This window comes from Methylomonas sp. PHL2-19, from assembly GCF_059331595.1.
Genome location: NZ_CP196839.1, coordinates 4,025,105 through 4,044,213 on the forward strand (window position 1 = coordinate 4,025,105; position 19,109 = coordinate 4,044,213).

At 52.8% G+C, this 19,109-nt stretch carries 14 protein-coding genes; 10 read left to right on the plus strand and 4 right to left on the minus strand.

Translation table 11 applies throughout. The annotated features are described in order from the left end of the window. Window positions 1-98: 98 nt before the first annotated feature. The 3 genes from ACR02O_RS18515 to ACR02O_RS18525 all read right to left on the minus strand — a co-directional run bounded on the left by ACR02O_RS18515 (window position 99) and on the right by ACR02O_RS18525 (window position 1,443). Complete coding sequence (locus tag ACR02O_RS18515) at window positions 99-386, minus strand: type II toxin-antitoxin system RelE/ParE family toxin (protein WP_458139373.1); 288 nt, start codon at window positions 384-386, stop codon at window positions 99-101. Further along, complete coding sequence (locus tag ACR02O_RS18520; RefSeq protein ID WP_494522153.1) at window positions 379-693, minus strand: hypothetical protein; 315 nt, start codon at window positions 691-693, stop codon at window positions 379-381. The genes ACR02O_RS18515 and ACR02O_RS18520 overlap by 8 nt, the downstream gene beginning before the upstream one ends. 309 nt (window positions 694-1,002) lie before the next feature. Continuing rightward, a complete protein-coding gene (locus ACR02O_RS18525) occupies window positions 1,003-1,443 on the minus strand; it encodes an LEM-3-like GIY-YIG domain-containing protein (RefSeq protein WP_494522154.1) in 441 nt (146 codons plus the stop codon). A gap of 136 nt (window positions 1,444-1,579) precedes the next feature. Here ACR02O_RS18525 and ACR02O_RS18530 point away from each other — a divergent pair, with 136 nt between their 5' ends. Further along, a complete protein-coding gene (locus ACR02O_RS18530) occupies window positions 1,580-2,161 on the plus strand; it encodes a hypothetical protein (RefSeq protein ID WP_458139370.1) in 582 nt (193 codons plus the stop codon). Between the two features lie 226 nt (window positions 2,162-2,387). Beyond that, window positions 2,388-3,698 (plus strand): C4-dicarboxylate transporter DctA, encoded by a 1,311-nt coding sequence (gene dctA, locus ACR02O_RS18535; protein ID WP_458139369.1) that lies wholly within the window; start codon window positions 2,388-2,390, stop codon window positions 3,696-3,698. Here the strand turns inward: dctA and ACR02O_RS18540 are convergent. Continuing rightward, a complete protein-coding gene (locus ACR02O_RS18540; protein ID WP_458139368.1) occupies window positions 3,681-5,039 on the minus strand; it encodes a type VI secretion system contractile sheath domain-containing protein in 1,359 nt (452 codons plus the stop codon). The genes dctA and ACR02O_RS18540 overlap by 18 nt on opposite strands. A 123-nt stretch (window positions 5,040-5,162) precedes the next feature. On the opposite strand from ACR02O_RS18540, the gene putA reads away from it, so the two are divergent. From putA to ACR02O_RS18580, 8 genes are all read left to right on the plus strand, one after another. Next, window positions 5,163-8,243, plus strand: a complete 3,081-nt coding sequence (gene putA / locus ACR02O_RS18545) for a bifunctional proline dehydrogenase/L-glutamate gamma-semialdehyde dehydrogenase PutA (protein WP_458139367.1) — start codon at window positions 5,163-5,165, stop codon at window positions 8,241-8,243. A gap of 176 nt (window positions 8,244-8,419) precedes the next feature. After that, window positions 8,420-11,485: a hypothetical protein gene (locus ACR02O_RS18550; protein WP_494522155.1), complete on the plus strand. Its 3,066-nt coding sequence runs from the start codon at window positions 8,420-8,422 to the stop codon at window positions 11,483-11,485. Window positions 11,486-11,650: 165 nt separating this feature from the next. Continuing rightward, a complete protein-coding gene (locus ACR02O_RS18555) occupies window positions 11,651-12,445 on the plus strand; it encodes a ParB/RepB/Spo0J family partition protein (RefSeq protein WP_033157303.1) in 795 nt (264 codons plus the stop codon). 203 nt (window positions 12,446-12,648) lie between these two features. Next, a complete protein-coding gene (locus ACR02O_RS18560) occupies window positions 12,649-13,641 on the plus strand; it encodes an alpha/beta hydrolase (protein ID WP_458139381.1) in 993 nt (330 codons plus the stop codon). 122 nt (window positions 13,642-13,763) lie between these two features. Next, on the plus strand, window positions 13,764-14,540 hold the full coding sequence (locus ACR02O_RS18565) for an exodeoxyribonuclease III (protein ID WP_458139364.1): 777 nt from the start codon (window positions 13,764-13,766) through the stop codon (window positions 14,538-14,540). A 561-nt stretch (window positions 14,541-15,101) separates the two neighbouring features. Further along, complete coding sequence (gene glnL, locus ACR02O_RS18570) at window positions 15,102-16,157, plus strand: nitrogen regulation protein NR(II) (protein WP_033157300.1); 1,056 nt, start codon at window positions 15,102-15,104, stop codon at window positions 16,155-16,157. Beyond that, complete coding sequence (gene ntrC / locus ACR02O_RS18575; RefSeq protein WP_033157299.1) at window positions 16,144-17,565, plus strand: nitrogen regulation protein NR(I); 1,422 nt, start codon at window positions 16,144-16,146, stop codon at window positions 17,563-17,565. Before glnL ends, ntrC begins: the two co-directional genes overlap by 14 nt. A gap of 171 nt (window positions 17,566-17,736) precedes the next feature. Then, complete coding sequence (locus ACR02O_RS18580) at window positions 17,737-19,104, plus strand: P-loop NTPase family protein (protein WP_458139362.1); 1,368 nt, start codon at window positions 17,737-17,739, stop codon at window positions 19,102-19,104. Window positions 19,105-19,109 lie beyond the last annotated feature (5 nt).

Genomic DNA, 19,109 nt, shown 5'->3' on the forward strand with positions numbered 1-19,109 from the left:
GATCTTGCCAAGATTGCTTAGCTGGATTGCTCCAGTACCAGTCGGCAAAACTAACTTAAATCAAACTCTCGGCCGTTTGGAAAAAATCAATTCGGTGCTCATGGTTGATTTTCACGGTACACGGTTAGTATCTCGATGGCATCACCGTTTAAACGGTAAACAAAGCTGTATTGTTGATAGACCACCCGGCGAATGTTGTCGCCAAACTCCGGCATCGGCGTACCCGACTCGGGAAACTGCACCGGCAGGGTATTTAGCCAATTTTCAAAACGTTGCAGATAATCCAGCACAAAGCGCTGCGACAGGTTTTGCCGATAAAGATAGTCGGCTATTTCCGCCAAGCGCTGTCCGGCGCGCGGCGAAAAGACAATGCGGTACTCACTCATATTTCCGGCGAATGTCCTGCATCACCTGTTGCAACGGCAGGCCTTCGCCAGCAGCCAATTGTGTAATTGACACACCGATATCCTGCTTGATTTTGCGCTGCTGTACAAACTCGGCAAAGGCACTGGCAACGGACTGCTGATTATTGCCAAACAACTGCTGCAGGCTGGCTTCCAACTCAGGGTTATCGATTTCGATGTTTAACATGATGAATTCCAAAGATTTAGTTATTGCATTATTTTTCAGGCCCATTATGACCCACAGGGCCGCACAAGGAAGTTTGAAAAGCATAACGCCAAACCATTGCATAGCCAATTCTGAAAATAGGCGGGGTGGGCTGTTCAACCCGCTCCAAAGGTTTTGCCAAACTTTCCCATATTCTTGAAACGTTCAGAACAGGTTTACAAAACCCATAACGTGCTCATTTGACAGTAGCCTTATGTTTCTTGGACTCACCGCGAATCATTTTACCCTCACGCATCAGTAACCCTAAGATGCTCCAAGACAAATAATCTTTCGAACCGCCAAGATAGTCACATTGGAGACCCAGTGATTTAGCCGTATCGGAGTTTGTAATTCCGTCTGGATTTGCTTGAGCCAACTCAAGGACCGCTGACTTCAAAAGCTCAAGTGCCACTTGCGCCTTCTCGACAGAACCAGAAGGAATAATAAGCCCCTTGCGCAACTTTCGGATTCGCCACTCGGTGACACAACATTAGTGAGAATACCCCCATTGGTCACTGTGCCAAAAGCAGAGATTAACTCCGCTTCAAGTTTAAGTGCTTGTACTTCAGTAAGATCATCAGCTAATACGGTGGTAATGACAGCATGTCCGGCCGCCTGAATTTCGGCAATGCGCCTTCCTTTTTGAGTTTGATCTACTCGAAGGGTGTGCTCCCAAGCTCGATTACCCGTTCCTTTGCCAATATAGAAAGGCTGCGCCGGTGAGTTACGTGGATCTTTAAGCGAATAAATATAATAAGGGTTCATTACATCAACAATCGGAGCTATGTTGTTAATTGTATAACTATCGGTAACGTGTAAATTTCTGTCATTCAAACAGATCGAGTGACCAACCACAACGGGCTGGCATTAGGCAGCGAGAAACTCAAGCCTCGCCCAATGCAATTTTCCCCGCAGGATGTCAACCCGCTTATGTCACAATTGCCCCACTAAATCGATACGGAGCAAAACCATGCGCCAATTTCTGTTAATCATCATGACACTGCTTGCGCTGAGCGGCTGCGCGTCGGAATCCTGCGATAAAGATGTGGTGAGCATCCTCAACCCCAATCAAACCAGCGCGAAGTTGCTGATGGATTACGCCAAAACCGCCGTCTGTAAGACAGATTCAACGAGCACGGCAAAGCCTACAACTGTAGACGAAGAGCGCAAGCTGGTGTTGATTTACGATTTGTATGTTAAAGCCAGGAGTTATGCGATTTTAAACAAAGTGTTTTTCTGGCTGTCGCTGATTTCTGCGGTGGCGGTGTTTTTGTGGCCTTCGCTGGGGGTGTTGTTGAAAGACCGGCTGGGCGAGCGCGAATGGTATAAGTCGGCGATAGTGCAAACCACGGTGACAGGCATCGCCGCATTGATGTTTGCGTTTTACAGCCAATACAAAGACAAGCAAACCTACACGGAAAATCTAATGCGCTACGCGGTGTTTTCCGATAAGCCGGTAGATGAATTGAGCCAGAAAGTGATCGAGGAAATCGGCAAAATCGATATTGGCTTTAGCTTCAGCGGCGTGTTTGACAAGAAGGAAGACAAATAACTGGAAGGCGCTAACAGCCGCTTTGTCTAAATCAAAAAGATTCCGGCAGCCTTTTACTGCAATAATTGAGTCCACCATAGCCTTGTGGTTTAAGTTGGCGACGAACGATTCCATACCATCGTAAGACGGGCTGTTGGCCTCGTAACTTATCCTTGCCATACGCGCAGCTTTTAAACGATAGTGCGCTCAACACCCGCGCTACATTCTAAGAGCCACGCGCTAAACCATGAACTCGGAAAACCTCAGCAAACCGCCATCGTCACAAGCAGCCAGCCCCTCCGCCCGGCTTTATCTATGGGTTCTATTGGCTATCGTTGCCGGCGGCCTGTTCGGTTACCTGGACGCCGAACACGCTATCTCGCTCAAACCCATAGGAGACGGCTTTATCAGCCTGATCAAGATGTTGATAGGCCCGGTGGTGTTTTGCACTATTGTGCTGGGCATCGCCGGTGCCGACGATATGAAAAAGGCTGGCCGGGTGGGCGTCAAAGCCTTGCTGTATTTCGAAATCGTCTCGACTTTCGCGCTGGGGTTGGGCGTGCTGGTGGCCAATCTGCTCAAACCAGGCCAAGGCTTTAACGTCGATCCGGCCACGCTGGACGCTCAAGCCGTCTCCGGTTATGTGAAACAGGCCAGCCAGCAAAGTACCGCCGATTTTCTGCTGCATATCATCCCCAAAACCTTTACCGACGCCTTCACCGGTTCCGGCGATTTGCTGCAAGTGTTGCTAGTGGCGGTGTTGTTTGGTTTTGCCTTGCAGCAAATGGGCAGCGCCGGCAGATCGGTGTATGTGTTTATCGAAGAATGCTCGCACATCTTTTTTGCGATGATGAGCGTGATCATGAAGCTGGCGCCGTTCGGGGCCGGCGCGGCGATGGCGTTTACCATCGGTAAATACGGCGTGGCCGCATTGAAACCGCTGGCCGCGCTGATGGGTAGTTTTTATCTGACCTGCGGCTTGTTCATCGTCTTGATTCTAGGCAGCATAGCCGCACTGACCGGCTTCAATATTTTTCGGCTGTTGCGCTACATCAAGGAAGAAATGTTGCTGGTGCTCGGCACCTCGTCGTCGGAATCGGCGCTGGTGCCGTTGATGAACAAGCTGGAAAAACTGGGCTGCTCCCGCTCGGTGGTGGGTTTGGTGATACCGTCCGGCTACTCGTTCAATCTGGACGGCACCAATATTTATCTGACCATGGCCGCGCTATTCGTCGCCCAGGCCTTGAATGTCGATTTAGACCCGACGCAACAATTAACGCTGTTGTTGGTAGCAATGTTGACCAGCAAGGGCGCGTCCGGTGTCACCGGCGCCGGCTTTATCACCTTGGCGGCTACACTGGCGGTAGTGCCGGCGGTACCTGTCGCGGCACTTTCGCTGATCCTGGGCATAGACCGCTTTATGTCGGAAGCGCGGGCCTTGACCAATATCGTCGGCAATGCGGTAGCTACGATTGTAGTGTCGCATTCGGAAGGCGAGCTGGATAGGGAAAAGATGCGGGCACAGCTTGGTCAAAACCGGTCAAGCCAGGGTGTCTAACCCCAGTAAGCGCAGCCCTTGCCGTTGCCGATAGCTGACTACCGGCATGATGTTTTGCGCCAATAGATTATTCGCCTGCACTTCGTTCAACACCACTTCCGTCGCGGGCTGCAATACCTGCTCGCCGTCCAGTTCGTAGCTAAACGCCGGTACATCGGCAAAAAAGAATTGCTCCGCGGTGGCGTCATCCTGAGCAGCTCTCAACAATACCCTGGCCGCTAAAAAGGCCGAATTTCCCCACAACAACTCGTCGGTCTGCGGGATATTACTGCACTCTTCAAACGTCAAGCTCTCCAGTGGATCGCGTTTACTGCCGTAAGGTAAACGCATCAGCACGCGCGGATAGGTCAAGATCACGCTGTCGGCCTGGATCTGCTGGCGATATGCCAGCCAATCCGGCGGATTCTGCAAAGCCTCGACCACCAAACCGTTCCCTGCGCCCGCCAGAAACCCCGCCCCGCATTTGGCGGCTAAATCCGCACAATAACCCAGCAAGGCTTTGTCGTCCGCATTTTCGGCAAACAGATAATCGGCCACGATCAACACATCCTGCTCGCCGTCACCGGTTTGCATATGTTGCTGCAAACGCTGGACGACACTCTCACCGCCTTTTTCCAGCTCCGCCAGCAATTGGGCTTGGCTAATATCCAGCAAATAGAGCTGTTGCGCGTCGGCGGCTTCTTCATGCACCAATTCATACGTCGCCCGCCACAAAGCTTCCAAGGCTTGAAAATCCTGCCGGTGTAACAGGGCTTTCACAAACTGTGCGGTCGCGGCGTCGATCACATCAATTAACGCCCGATGCTGCGGATTAGCGTCTTTGGCGACATGCGGCTCCACAATCTGTTTCAACAAACTATCCAGAGAATCGGACGCCGCGACTGCGCCTTCCGGCTTTTTCCCCAGCAGACGTTCCAGCATATCCTCTTGGCTTTCCGTTTCCGCCACAGGCGCTGCTGCTTCGCTGGCGACTACGCCAGGAAAAAAGGCCTGAATTTTCGCCGCCGCCTGCGCGGCGGTATTGGGGTTGCCCAGTTCCGATTTTAAAGTCCGCAAATCGGCCAGCAGCTTGACTTTTCCCAACCAGGCATCGGGATGAAAATCCTCCAACGCCGGAAATTGCAGCGTGATGCCCGAACTGACTTCCAGTGAGGGTGTGACTTGCGCCTGCACTTGCTCAAAGTTATCGACATCGATTTTGCGGATTTTGCTTTGCTCCCAAGACACGGCGGCACCGGAAAAATTGCCGAAAATATAAACCCGGTAGCTACTTTCGCCGCCGCCGGCCTTGGCCGTTTTTCCGGCATTAAAACCCATCGTAAAATCAATTCTGCCTGACATGTTTTCTCCTCGCGCGTTCAGTGCTTTAGCATCAACAGTAGCAGAGCAAACCCGGTCCAACAAGCCAGCCGGTTTTTCCGGATAGCGGTATGCTTATGGGTGTCAGTCCAACAGGTGATAGCCATGAGCAACGCCAACCGTTTAGCCGAACTGCGCCGGCGCATCAATCAAGCATTTACCCAAGCAGAGCCGCAAGCCATCTCAGGCCTGATCGCCAGGTTGGGAGATTACGATAGCCAGGCCATCGGCGCCTGTTCGCAAGCTTTGATAGAAACGGTACGTGCCAAGTATAAACAGCCGGGCATTTTCGAAGCCTTCTTGCACGAATACAGCCTGAGCAGCGATGAAGGCATCGTCTTGATGAGCATCGCCGAAGCGCTGCTGCGGATTCCGGATAGCGACACGCAAAACCTGTTCTTGCGCGACAAACTCGCCGATGCCGATTGGTATAGCCACTGGCTGCACAGTGATTCGCTGCCGGTTAACCTGGCAAGCGGTGCGTTATGGATGAGCGGAAAAATGGAAGAACTGGTTCGGCAGCGGGTTTTCGATGGATTATTAAGCCGGCTGGGCGAGCCGCTGATCCGCGCGGCGATCAAGCAAGCCATGCAGCAAATGGCCGAACATTTCGTCATCGCCGAAAACATAAACGCGGCTATCAAACAATCCGACCGCAATCCGGCCTATCACTATTCTTTCGATATGCTCGGCGAAGCGGCCTTAACCCAAGACGATGCGGAACGCTATTGCGCGGCCTATCGGCATGCCATTGAAACGCTGGCCGAATCAGCAACAGCCGATTTATTTACCAACCCCGGCATTTCCATCAAGCTGTCGGCGTTATATCCGCGTTATGAGCCATTACAGCAGCGTTATGCGGTGCCGGCCATCAGCGACAAACTGTTAGCTTTGGTTAAGCTGGCCCGCGCGGCGAATATTTCCGTGACTGTCGACGCGGAAGAAGCCGAACGGCTGGATATGTCTTTGGATATTTTCGCGGCGGTATTTGACGATCCGGCGCTGGCCGCTTGGCCGGGCTTCGGTCTGGCAGTGCAAGCTTATCAAAAACGCGCGTTGGCGGTGATCGATTGGCTGGCGGCATTGGCCGAATCCCAGAAGCGCATCATTCCCATTCGCTTGGTAAAAGGCGCGTACTGGGATAGCGAGATCAAACGCGCCCAGGAAAACGGCTGGGACGACTACCCGGTGTTCACCCGAAAGCCTGCCACCGACTTGTCTTATCTGACTTGCGCTCGGCTGATACTGTCCAAGCCTCAAGCTTTTTATCCGCAATTTGCCACGCATAATGCCCACAGCGTCGCGGCGATTTGCGAGTTTGGCAAAGAGCATCCGGGGTTTGAGTTCCAGCGACTGCATGGCATGGGGAGCGCTTTGTATGATGAATTGCTCAATCAACGCCCGATCAATTGCCGCGTCTATGCGCCGGTCGGCAGCTACCGGGATTTGTTGCCTTATTTGGTCAGACGCTTGCTGGAGAACGGTGCGAATACCTCGTTTATCAATCAAATCGAAAATCCGGCGATTAGCTCTGCCATGCTGTCCGGCGATCCTTTGAACCAGTTAAACGAAGTCGAGACTAACCCTCTTACTGTTCCCACTGACTTATTCGGCGCGCAACGCAAGAACTCGCAGGGGCTGAATTTAAGCGATCCCGAGAAATTACAGCAGTTGCAAAATGAATTGGCTGCTATGTCGGACCAGACTTGGCAAGCCGCACCATTGATTGCTGGTCAACAAATGCATGGCGAACCGCATCCGGTTTATAGTCCGCACGACCAGCTCAGCCTGGTTGGCGAAGTGGTGTTCAGTTCCGCAAATGATATAGAACAAGCCTTGCAACAAGCCACACGCGCGTTCGATGACTGGCGTTTATGCCCGGTCGCAACCCGCACCGGGTATCTGCTAAAAGCGGCAGATTTATTGGAGCAGCAGCGCCTGAAATTGGTGGCGCTGTGCATTCGCGAAGGTGGCCGAACCGTGCGCGACGCGCTGGCGGAAGTGCGGGAAGCTGTCGATCTATGCCGGTATTACGCGGCCTGCGCGGTCGAACAATTTGCTCAGCCACTGCGCTTACCGGGTCCAACCGGTGAAGACAATCAATTATTTAGTGTCGGGCGCGGCGTGTTTGTCTGCATCAGTCCGTGGAATTTTCCGATTGCGATTTTCATCGGCCAAATCGCCGCCGCGTTGGTGGCCGGCAATACGGTAATCGCGAAACCGGCGCTACAAACATCATTAACGGCCACGGCCTGTTTGCGCCTGTTACATAGCGCCGGCGTCCCGGAACAGGTACTGCAGTTTTTGCCGGGCGAGGGCGCCGAGATTGGCCGTCATTTGCTGAGCGACGAGCGCGTCGCCGGCGTGGCGTTTACCGGCTCCGTCGCCACCGCCCTGAATATCAACCGGCAACTGGCGAGTCGTAACGGCGCCATCGCCACGCTTATTGCCGAAACCGGCGGGCAAAACGCGATGATCGCCGACAGCTCCGCGCACCAGGAACAGCTGGTGACGGACGCCTTGCAATCAGCATTTAACAGCGCGGGCCAACGCTGCTCGGCATTGCGGGTATTGTTTCTACCGGACGACATCGCCGACAGCGTCATTGCGCGCTTGATCGGCGCGATGCGTGTGCTGCGGGTCGGTTCGCCGCTGGATATTGCCACCGACGTCGGCCCTATTATCGATCAACGCGCGTTAGCCGCCCTGCAACAGCACATCGAGAAGCTTGAACACGACGCCAAGCTGTTATATCAACTGCCCTTGACCGACGATCTAACAAACGGCTGTTTTTTTCCACCGACGTTAGCGGAAATACCTGCCCTATCCTTCCTTGACCACGAAGTGTTCGGCCCCATCCTGCATATAGTCCGTTACCCAGCCAACGAGCTGGCAAAAGTGGTCGAGGCCATCAATGCCAGCGGCTACGGCTTGACACTGGGCATTCACAGCCGCATCAACGCCAATATGCGTTACATCCAAGAGCACGCGCGGGTCGGCAACATTTACATCAACCGCAACATGATAGGCGCGGTGGTGGGTGTGCAGCCGTTCGGCGGCATGGGCCTGTCCGGCACCGGCCCGAAAGCCGGCGGCCCCCATTACTTGCAACGCTTTGCCAACGAACAAACCCTGACCACCAACCTCACCGCTATCGGCGGCAATCCTTGGTTGTTGCGAAAATAAACATGGATTTCATGGTCTCGGTTCGCGAAATTTGAAATCCGCGCCCTGCTCGATAGTGCAATTTTACAAAAAACGTTGTTAGTTTCTGCCTTTGAAGCCGAAAACCTCTAGTGTTAGTCTAGTTGCACAACCGGGTATGCCCCACTACTCTCCATCGCAATCAGAGATTGGCGCTTATGTCTAAAGAAAACAAATCCACAGCGATCTCGCCTAACTTATTAAGCGTGCTATTGATCATTTTGGGCGGCAGCCTGTTCGTAGGCCAAAGCCCCTTCAACGATTCCAGACCCAATAAAGCGTCCTTATCGCAATTGCAACAAGCCGGCTTTAAGTCCGACATAGACGCGCGTTTGTGGCAAGACCCATTCGAAGCCATCGCCAACCAAAATGTGAATAGTCAGGGGTATCAGCAATATAAAGACCAGAAGGAATTGATAAAAACCCTTCAGTCCCACTTGGAAGACATTCCCGACGGGCGGCAAATCGTCATCGCCACACTAATGCCCAATGGTCATTATCAAGAAGACGTGGAAACCCGGCGCCGTATCCGCTACGCGGTATTATCAGGGTTAATCGGCAATTCCAAACAAGAGTACGGCCCAAGCGACGAGGAGCATATCGGTTACGTCAATTACCTGCTGAACAAATCGAGTACCTTGATCGCATTCGAACATTTGGTTTGGAAAGCCCAACCGATGGCCCGGAGTCCGGAAGCGGAGAAACATCCGCCTATTTTGCTGCTATACCTTGACAGCAAAGCCTTCGGCTATGAGCCGCTAAAAGATCTTTTCAAAAATTTGCGCAAACTTTACGAGAAAAACAACAAGCTAGAGCTCAACGTACTGGGACCGGCAACTTCGGACGATCTGCAAGCCATGGCGAGCGAGGCACTGAAAGTCGGCAAGCCCAAGGACGCGCCGTTGTTTCGAATGTATTCGCCCCGAGCAACGGTCGATGAAGGTAAATTAATGTACGGCAACCAAGCGGCAACGGCCCATCAACCGAGCAACTTGGCCGAGCACTTCAAAAATCACCTGTCGTTCCTCCGCACCACGGCGACCGACAGCCAGCTGGCGGGCGCGCTGAGCCAGGAACTGGAACTCCGCGGCGTACGGATCGGCGACCAAGCCGAGCTGGCTAAGCCCACTAAACACGTGGTATTGATCTCCGAAACCGAATCACTGTACGCCTACCATATTGGCACCACATTTGCCGATGCGTTAGTCGAAACCGCCATGAACGGAAAACACTCGTTTGGCGCATGCCGCGACCCCATGATTTCAACAGCGGGTTGCGCGAATTACTTGCAAAAATACGTACACCAATACACCTATTTCCGAGGCTTGGACGGCAAAACCCTGCGCGGCCAAAGTAGTACCAGCACCGGCAACAAATCCGGCAACAATGATACCAACAGTGCCGCCGAGGCTTCCAAAGCCATGGAGCATGCCGACGGCGACAGTCAGTTTGATTACATGCGCCGGTTAACCGACAGGGTTGAAGAACTGGAACAGGAACTGGAAGACCACGACCAAGCCATAGGTGCCATCGGTATCCTCGGCAGCGATGTCTACGACAAACTACTGGTGCTGCAAGCGCTGCATGCCAAATTTCCGGATGTTTGGTATTTCACAAACGTGATGGATGCCCGACTTCTACACCCGGAGCAAAACGAGTGGGCTCGTAACCTGATTGTTGTCTCGAGTTTCGGTTTGCAATTACCGCCGGCATTACAAACTCGTATCCCGCCGTTCCGCGACAGCTATCAAACTGCATATTTTTTAGCCGCGCAAATGGCCTTGTGGGATTCCAACCATGAGCCCTCCGAAGCGACTGGCGCAGCAACCGGGTGCGATACGACCACGCGCCAACAATTGCTGGACAGCGAGGTATTCAATCAACCCGCCTTGCATGAAATCGGCCGTAGCAAAGCTTTCCCTCTCAACACGGACACCGGCAAAACCGACCGGCAAAAATGTGATGCCTTAGGGCCTATGGAGACCCTGATACAATCCGGAGGCGATCTCAGCGACACCGCGCCGACACCGGATTCGGCAACCGCGCAATCGTTTTCAAGATTTCCGCGCCTGGCATTGAAAATGTTAATCGGCGCATTCGTATTGATCGGGCTCGGGCTGTATTTTCGGCGCAAAATCAAAATCGCGACCGCCGCCAAACTCCCGGTGAAAGCCGCCGTGCTGCGCCGGCAAAGAGTCTGGTTGCTAATCGCTTTCGCCATTGGCTGCGGACTAGCGGCTTTCGTGCTCAATAACCCACAACCCGAACCATTGGCCTTAATCGAAGGCGTAAGCATGTGGTCGACGGAGGCAATCCGCTTCGCCGCACTGGTTGTCACAGTGTATTGGGTTATCGAAACCGCCAAGTTTCCGCTATTGCTTTGGGAACAGCTGAACTTCAGCGGTAAGTTCGGCGTATCCGCCGACAATCGCTGTTACGCGCACGATAGATATTTGGACAGGCGACTGAAACGAAATATGCATATTAGGCGAATCAGCATTTTGACATTTTTAGCGTGGATCTTATCGTTTGTGGTGATTTTGTCCTTGGGCGTGCCTTTTACGCCGTATCGCGGCCCTTTAGTCTATTACCTCGATTTAATCCTGCTGAAGGCGATCTTGGTGCCGGCATTCCTGTTTTTGATGATCAGCGTCACCGAGGCAGCGCAAGCGATCATCCAGTTTATCCGCACCATTCCGCGCGCGGCGCCCTGGCCGGCGTCCATGACGAAGGAATACAGCGACACATTGAATATCGATGCAGCGTACCTTCAGGACTGGGTGACGATACGTTTGGTCGGCGATATGACGCAACAGACAAGCCGCCTGATCTCGTATCCGCTATTCGCCGCCGCTCTGATGGTTTTGGCGCGCATGAGTTATTTCGATAACTGGCATACGCCGGCCGGTCTGCTGATCGTGATCGGCGTTTGCATCGCATACTTGTTCTATTGCGACTTCCGCCTGAAAGCGTTAGCGGATGAAACCGAGCAAAACGCCATGAAAAACCTGCGCCGATTATCGATAGCCAATCATGGCAACGTGAAAGATTCATCCCTCGCCGGCAAACTGACCAGCCTCTCCGAGTTGGCGGAACGCTACGCCGAAGATACCTATAAACCGTTTGTGCAGCGCCCGATTTTTCAGGGCATGCTGCTAATTATCATGGCCGCCGCCATCGGTTATACAGACTACTTATCCATCATGATGAAAGTACTCGGTTAGCCTCGCAAAGCCGTCCACCGTCCGCAGGAGCCGCGTATCGCCAATGCCAAACGATTGAATTTCGTTAGAAAAAATGCGATGGTGGCTGCTTATCTGCCCGGACAAGGGAATAGGCACCAGGCCGACACACCCCGAGGCGGATCCCGCTTTCTCGGAGAATCGAATATGCTAGCCACCAAACGCTATGAATATCTTCCCATCGACCAAATCGAATTTCACCACACCCTCACCAACCACAGAGAACTGGATCGGGCGAAAGTCGCGCATTTGGAAAAAGACATCGTGGTCAATGGCTTGTTCGAACCGTTAGTGGTGTGGGAGCGCAACAACCGCGAATATTATCTGGTCGGCGGCTTTCACCGCATGGAAGCCATTCAAGGTATCCGCCGCGCCAATCCCGGCTATTTCGACAGAGTGGACGTCAGAATCGTCACCGGCGATCCGGACGAGATCAAGGCACTGAATCTGAAGCTGAATTCCGACCGGGTCGATACCCGCATCACCGATTATTTTCAAACGGTGATTTACTTGAACAATGCCAACTGGTCCAGGGAGCGCATCGCCGAATTCTTCGACAAAAGCGTCAGCTGGATTGACGACATCATTCGCTACGCGCCACTGACGACGGAAGCCATGCGCGAAAAACTGGCGGGTGGAGAGCTATCCTGGGCCAGGGCCCGCGACATCTTGCGTAAAGCCTTAAACGCACCGCCCGGCAACGAAAAAGCGATTATCGAAAGCGAACTGTCTCGGCCAGCGCAACCGGCCGCCAAGCCTTTGCCGTTCCGCACGGCCATCAAACACCTATCGAGCGCCGTTAAAGCTGATCCCAAACGCACGTTTAAAGTCAGCACTCAGGATGTTTACGCGCTGGTACTGGCTTTGCGTGGTAAAAACGTCGATCAAGAGGCCATCGAGCGGGTGCGTAAAGCATTTCCCGTGTTGTGGGATGATGAATAGTTCGATAACAGGAAACGAGCCATTCCTGAATTGTCATAAAATTGGGCATCCACTTCAGCTAAGATAAGTTTGACCGGAACAATGCCCCGTTTTGCGCATCACACGCCGGGATATTTTGGGAAATTCAATACTGAAATAATGTGTTAGCGATGAACAATCTTGTTTTTAAAATAGTGAACGCTCGCAGAACCTATCGACAACGCATGCCACACGCCGGCAAACTGGCCGGCTTGTTAGTGCTGCTCTCACTGAGCGGCTGCATGCCGATGAGCTATCCACCCGGTGCCAAAACCAATACCGCGCAGTTAGGCGACAATGCTTTCCTAACCGAAGACGGCGCAAGTCTGCCACTACGGCGGTGGCTGCCCGAGGCAGAACCCAATGCAGTGATCATTGCGCTGCACGGTTTTAACGATTACAGCCACTTTTTCGATGCGCCGGGCAATTATTTCAGCAAACTCGGCATCGCCTGTTTCGCCTATGATCAACGCGGTTTCGGCGCGGCACCGCAGCGCGGCTTGTGGGCCGGCAGTGACGCTTACGCGCAGGATTTAAAACAATTAACCCGACTGCTGAAACAGCGTTACCCAGATAAACCGCTTTACCTGTTGGGCGAAAGCATGGGCGGTGCGATTGTGATCACCGCCATGCAGCAGGAAAACATGCCGGACGTCGCCGGCATCATCCTGGCCGCGCCGGCGCTATGGGCCAGATCAACCATGCCTTGGTATCAAACCAGTTTGCTGTGGACGCTGGCGCACAGCATGCCCTGGCTGACCTTGACCGGCAGTGGACTGGAAATTTTACCGTCGGATAATATCGATATGTTGCGGGCGATGGGCCGCGATCCGATGGTCATCAAAGCCACCCGTGTGGAAACGGTATACGGCTTAACCAACCTGATGGATGCGGCGTTCGATAGTGCAAACTCGCTAAGGGCTCATACCTTGATGCTGTACGGCGAGAAAGACGAAGTCATCCCAAAAGAACCGACCTACGCTTTTTTGCAACAAATGCTGACTACCGATACCGCGGAAAAAACGGTGGCTATTTACCAAAATGGTTACCACATGCTGCTCCGCGATTTACAAGCCCCCACCGCCTGGCAGGACATCGTCGCCTGGATCAAATCTGGCCCGAACCAACTGCCTTCCGGAGCTGATAGCCGAGCCCGGCAATTGTTGAGTAAGGGCTAAAGCCTCATTCCCGACAGACGTGCGCGGAGTGTCGGCCAAGCGGCCGTAAGCGCTTTGGGGCGATGGCATCGAAACTGTTAAACTGCGACGCAGTTTATTAACCTATTCCCCAACCAAAGTCCATGCTCCGCATCATCTCCGCCAATCTAAACGGCATTCGCTCGGCAACCAGAAAAGGTTTTTACGACTGGTTAGACACCCAAAATCCAGACTTCGTCTGCCTACAAGAACTTAAAGCCCAGGCCGGCGATATGACAGCCGAGATGCTGGCTCCGAAAGGTCTCCACGGTTATTTTCATTATGCTGAAAAGAAGGGCTACAGCGGCGTAGGCATCTACAGCAAACAGCCGGCAGATGCAGTAATAGCAGGCTTAGGGCATGCCGACATCGATAGCGAGGGCCGCTATCTGGAAGTGCAAGTCGGTAATCTATCGGTCATTTCCCTGTATCTGCCGTCCGGCTCCAGCAGCGAGGAACGACAAACCGTCAAATACAGCGTGATGGAACGCTTCTATCCGCATCTTGCCGACCTCAAAGCCAGCGACCGGGAAGTGGTCATTTGCGGCGACTGGAATATCGCCCATAAAGAAGCGGATTTGAAAAATTGGCGCGGCAACCAGAAAAACTCCGGGTTTTTGCCGGCGGAACGGTCCTGGATGACCCAAATATATGATGAGTTGGGCTGGGTAGATGTTTATCGCAGACTACATCCCGACGCTACCGACGCCTGCTACACGTGGTGGAGCAATCGTGGCCAGGCTTGGGCCAAAAATGTCGGTTGGCGTATCGATTACCAAGTCGCCACGCCGGGTATCGCCAATCGTGCACAGTCAACCAGCATTTTTAAAGAGCAACGCTTCAGCGACCATGCGCCATTGATCGTTGATTACGCAGACTAGCCGCCAATCGACAAACGCACCGAATTAGCGAAGCAGCTGTTCGACTGACGCACCAGCCTGGTTACCGATACCGAAAGGCGCACCAATTCAGTTCAAAGTGTGCCATTGCCAGAGATCACCTACCGGTTTATTCACTAGCCCTTCAACCCATGACACCTTCATCTCCGCGGGAACAGCGACCAGGATACACGATGCAAACAGCTTGAATGGATCACTCTCACCCCGGAACGTCGCTTGACTCAATTCAATCTCATATGCACCAACACTGTGCAATCATATGCCGCATAGCCGCGTATCCGAGCTGCTGATAAGGTCCCCAAACATTTTAGCCGCCTTAATCGATATTGATCGTATTCCTAAGCATAAGGCTTAAAGCCGGGATAGCGATAAAAATCCCACTCCGCACCCACCTTTGCACTAACATGAATCACCAAACTGGGCGAACGCACTAATATTGTGCATTAGAGCCGTTTTTTATCAGACAAATGAAGCAATAAGGCAACTTTACGCTTGGCGTGCAAATTGCTTGTTCACTACAACTCTTAACACTTAAATTAACCCGTGCACAAAAAGATACTGGATCATTTAAACGAAGCAATCCTGCTGTTCGACAAGGACTTGCGCCTGACCTATATCAATCCCGCCGGCGAAATGCTGCTTGCCGACAGCGCCAAGCATTTGCTCGGCCAAACGGCGCACAAACTGTTCAAAACCGCGCACAACACGCTATTTAACGATTTATTACCCCGCTTGTATTTGCTCGAGCCGCTGGTCGATAGAGAATTAATCCTAGAACGGCTCAGCCAATCGATTACGGTTAACCTCAGCGCCACGCCCTTGCTCGAGGATGGGAAATTAAGCGAAATCCTGATCGAACTGCAACAGGTAGACCGGCATTTGCGGATCACCAAAGAAGAACAGTTGCTGGCCCAGCAAAACACCAGCCGCATGCTGGTGCGCGGCCTGGCGCATGAAATCAAGAACCCGCTAGGTGGTTTGCGCGGCGCAGCACAATTGTTGGACCTGGAATTGCAAGATCCTGAATTAAAGGAATATACGCAAATCATTATCGCCGAATCGGACCGCTTGCAGGATCTGATGGACAAAATGCTCGGCCCCAACAAACCCGCGCATAAAAGCCAGCTCAATATTCACGAGGTATTGGAACGGGTCCGGCATCTGGTTACGGTGGAGGCCGCCCACGGCATTATGCTGCAGACCAATTACGATCCGAGCATCCCGGAGATTTTCGCCGACAAAAACCAGCTGATCCAGGCCATACTCAATATCGTCCGCAACGCCGTACAAGCCGTGCAAAACCATGGCGTGATTACGATAAAAACCCGGGTGCAGCGGCATATGACTATAGGCCGCAAACGCTACAAGCTGACCGTCAAAATCGACATTATCGATAACGGCCCGGGTATCAAACCCGAGCTGATGGGACAGATTTTTTATCCGATGATCACCGGCCGCGCCGAGGGTACCGGACTTGGCCTGTCGATTGCTCAATCTTTGATCAACCAGCATAACGGCTTGATCGAATGCGAAAGCGAGCCGGGCAATACCGTATTTTCCATCTACCTACCTTTGGAGACGAATCATGCAAATACCTGACAAGGTCTGGATTGTCGATGATGACAAATCCATCCGCTGGGTACTTGAAAAAGCCTTGCAAAAAGCCGGCGTGCATACCCAAAGCTTCGCCAGCGCCAACGAGTTGCTGAAATCGTTACCCGGCGGCCTACCACAAGTGCTGATCACCGATATTCGCATGCCGGGCATGGACGGCTTCGAGTTACTGCGCAATATTCAAAACAGTTATCCGGATTTACCGGTGATCGTGATGACCGCGCATTCCGATCTGGAAAGCGCGGTGTCGGCATTTCACGGCGGCGCTTTCGAATACCTGCCCAAACCCTTTGACGTCACCGAAGTGGTCGAAACCGTACAACGCGCCTGCGCGCACAGCAAACAGCGGCAAAGCGACCTTGTGCAAGCCCCGCCTACCGTCGAGGAAACCCCGGAGATCATAGGCGAAGCGCCGGCCATGCAGGAAGTGTTTCGGGCGATAGGCCGTCTGGCCCGCTCGCATATCACAGTGTTAATTAATGGAGAATCGGGTACCGGCAAAGAACTGGTCGCCAAGGCCCTGCATCGTCACAGTCCGCGCGCGGACCAGCCATTCATTGCCTTGAATATGGCGGCCATCCCCAAAGACTTGATGGAATCGGAACTGTTCGGCCACGAAAAAGGCGCTTTTACCGGCGCCCAAGCCAGACGGATCGGCCGTTTCGAGCAGGCCAACAATGGCACATTGTTTCTGGATGAAATCGGCGACATGCCCGCCGAATTGCAAACCCGCTTGCTGCGGGTGCTGGCAGATAACGAGTTTTATCCGGTGGGCGCGCATACCTCAGTGCGAGTCAACGTGCGGATCATTGCCGCCACCCACCAGGATCTGGAAGCGTTGGTGGCGCAAGGCCGGTTTCGCGAAGATTTGTTTCACCGCCTGAACGTGATTCGGATTCATATCCCGCCCTTACGCGAACGCCGGCAGGATATAGGCTTGTTGATGCGGCATTATCTCTATCAAAGCGCGAAGGAACTGAATACCGAAATCAAACTGTTAAAACCGGAAACCGAGGCATTTTTAAGCGGCTTGAGGTGGCCAGGCAACGTGCGGCAATTGGAGAATATCTGCCGCTGGCTGACGGTGATGGCCTCGGGCCGGGAAATTCATCTGGAAGATTTACCGCCGGAACTGACGCACAATAGCGGCGATTCCGCATCCGGCGACACAACACCGGGAGATTGGGAAAGCCAGTTTAAAAATTGGGTCAAGCAGCAATTATCGACCGGTAAAGTGGACATCGCCAAGCAGGCTATCCCCACCTTGGAAACCCTGTTGATCGAGGCGGCTTTGAATCATACGCATGGCCGCAAACACGAAGCGGCACTATTATTGGGCTATGGCCGTAATACCTTGACCCGCAAAATCAAGGAGCTGGATATTAGAGAATAAGCGCGGCCGGAAAGCCGCCATTTCCGGCGCAGCTTGGTATTTGCGACGCCCGTTTGCGGGGGCATTTTGACCGGCAAAAACCGGCAGGTTTTTTTATCCGTTTAAATGCCATCGGTGTATACTCCCGCCGTCTGATTAACCTCAATAACAAGCAGAGAAGGTTCATATCTAATGGCGGATAAAACGGTAAGTAAACACCTGAGCAATCTTGAACGGCAGTTCGCGGCGAACGATCCGGTTTTGCAAAAAACCGCCAAGATATTCCAGGACCTGGATGAAATCGAGTTTGAACTGGGGTTGATCGATAACGACGAGACCACCGCACGCAAGACAAGTTGGTGGCCCATCGTCAGCACGCTGGGCGGTTACTCGCCCGCCAAATCAGACTTTGTTAATCGTTACCTGGGCGTGCAACTACACACCGCCCGCCATAAATTCACCGTACTGCAATATACGCCACAAACCAATACCGCGACGCTACCCGGCACCGCACTGGACGCCGACCACCGCTTACCTTTCTATCAAATCAGCCGTCAAATCGATTTGGTCGCCAACGGCGAAGGCAGCAAACTCAACGGCTATCTGGAACTGGTCACGGTCAATAGCGGCAAATTAAAAAACAAGCTGTTGATTGACACCCCGGTATTCAATCCCGCTGCGGAAAATCCAGTCTCCGGCCTGTTGCGAAAATACGTGATAGGCATCTCCGATTTGGTATTGGTATTTAATGACTTGTTCGAGGCCGATGCCGATTTGATCAAGGACACCCTGGCAGAGATCGTTGCTCACCAGGATGCCAATAAATTCATTTTCGTGATCGACCATTCGGAAATAACTATCGATGCGCTGAAAAGCCAGGAAATCGCCGCGTCCTGGCAACGCCGCCTGGCCGAACTGGGTATCCACACCGGCCAATTCATCGTGTTATCGCAATCGGGCGATACCTCGCTGTTCGATCAGCGCTTCAACAACATTTATAATGACCGCTCGTACCGCATACTCGGCACGCTGGAAAACAGCATCCGCGCCATCGATGACACCATTTTCCAAGAAGTGGAAGAAGCGTTAACCACCTGGAAGGACAGATGCAACGCCTCCACGCTCATTGTGCTGGGCTTTATCGTAATGCTGATGTTATTTGCGGAAATTGCGGTGGGGATACTCGAACTACTGATCGACCCGATTATCGGCCCGGCCATCCTCGCAACACTGATTGCCTTATTGACGCCGCTACATATAATCGTCAGCCGCGTGCATGCCAAATTTCTGATCAAGCACTTGCACAAGCGGCAGAAACAATTGAATCTCAGTGAAGACTTGGCGGGTTTGTTTGAAAAAAGCCTGAGTTTCTGGCGAATTTTAATGCCCATCACCGACCCAGTCGGTAAAAACAAGAAAAACCGCAAAAAACTGAACGGTCTCATAGAACAAACCAAAGATCTGGTACAAGCATTGAACGACCAGTTCAGCCACGGTCAGCAACCGGAATATCGCAGCCAATACGACGCATATTCTTATGCCGACTCAGAGGAAAACTGATTAAG

Coding starts and splice junctions, on each gene's coding strand:
- ACR02O_RS18515 (WP_458139373.1), bottom strand. CDS start 386: ATGAGTGAGTACCGCATTGTCTTTTCGCCGCGCGCCGGACAGCGCTTG.
- ACR02O_RS18520 (WP_494522153.1), bottom strand. CDS start 693: ATGCAATGGTTTGGCGTTATGCTTTTCAAACTTCCTTGTGCGGCCCTG.
- ACR02O_RS18530 (WP_458139370.1), top strand. CDS start 1,580: ATGCGCCAATTTCTGTTAATCATCATGACACTGCTTGCGCTGAGCGGC.
- dctA (WP_458139369.1), top strand. CDS start 2,388: ATGAACTCGGAAAACCTCAGCAAACCGCCATCGTCACAAGCAGCCAGC.
- ACR02O_RS18540 (WP_458139368.1), bottom strand. CDS start 5,039: ATGTCAGGCAGAATTGATTTTACGATGGGTTTTAATGCCGGAAAAACG.
- putA (WP_458139367.1), top strand. CDS start 5,163: ATGAGCAACGCCAACCGTTTAGCCGAACTGCGCCGGCGCATCAATCAA.
- ACR02O_RS18550 (WP_494522155.1), top strand. CDS start 8,420: ATGTCTAAAGAAAACAAATCCACAGCGATCTCGCCTAACTTATTAAGC.
- ACR02O_RS18555 (WP_033157303.1), top strand. CDS start 11,651: ATGCTAGCCACCAAACGCTATGAATATCTTCCCATCGACCAAATCGAA.
- ACR02O_RS18560 (WP_458139381.1), top strand. CDS start 12,649: ATGCCACACGCCGGCAAACTGGCCGGCTTGTTAGTGCTGCTCTCACTG.
- ACR02O_RS18565 (WP_458139364.1), top strand. CDS start 13,764: ATGCTCCGCATCATCTCCGCCAATCTAAACGGCATTCGCTCGGCAACC.
- ntrC (WP_033157299.1), top strand. CDS start 16,144: ATGCAAATACCTGACAAGGTCTGGATTGTCGATGATGACAAATCCATC.
- ACR02O_RS18580 (WP_458139362.1), top strand. CDS start 17,737: ATGGCGGATAAAACGGTAAGTAAACACCTGAGCAATCTTGAACGGCAG.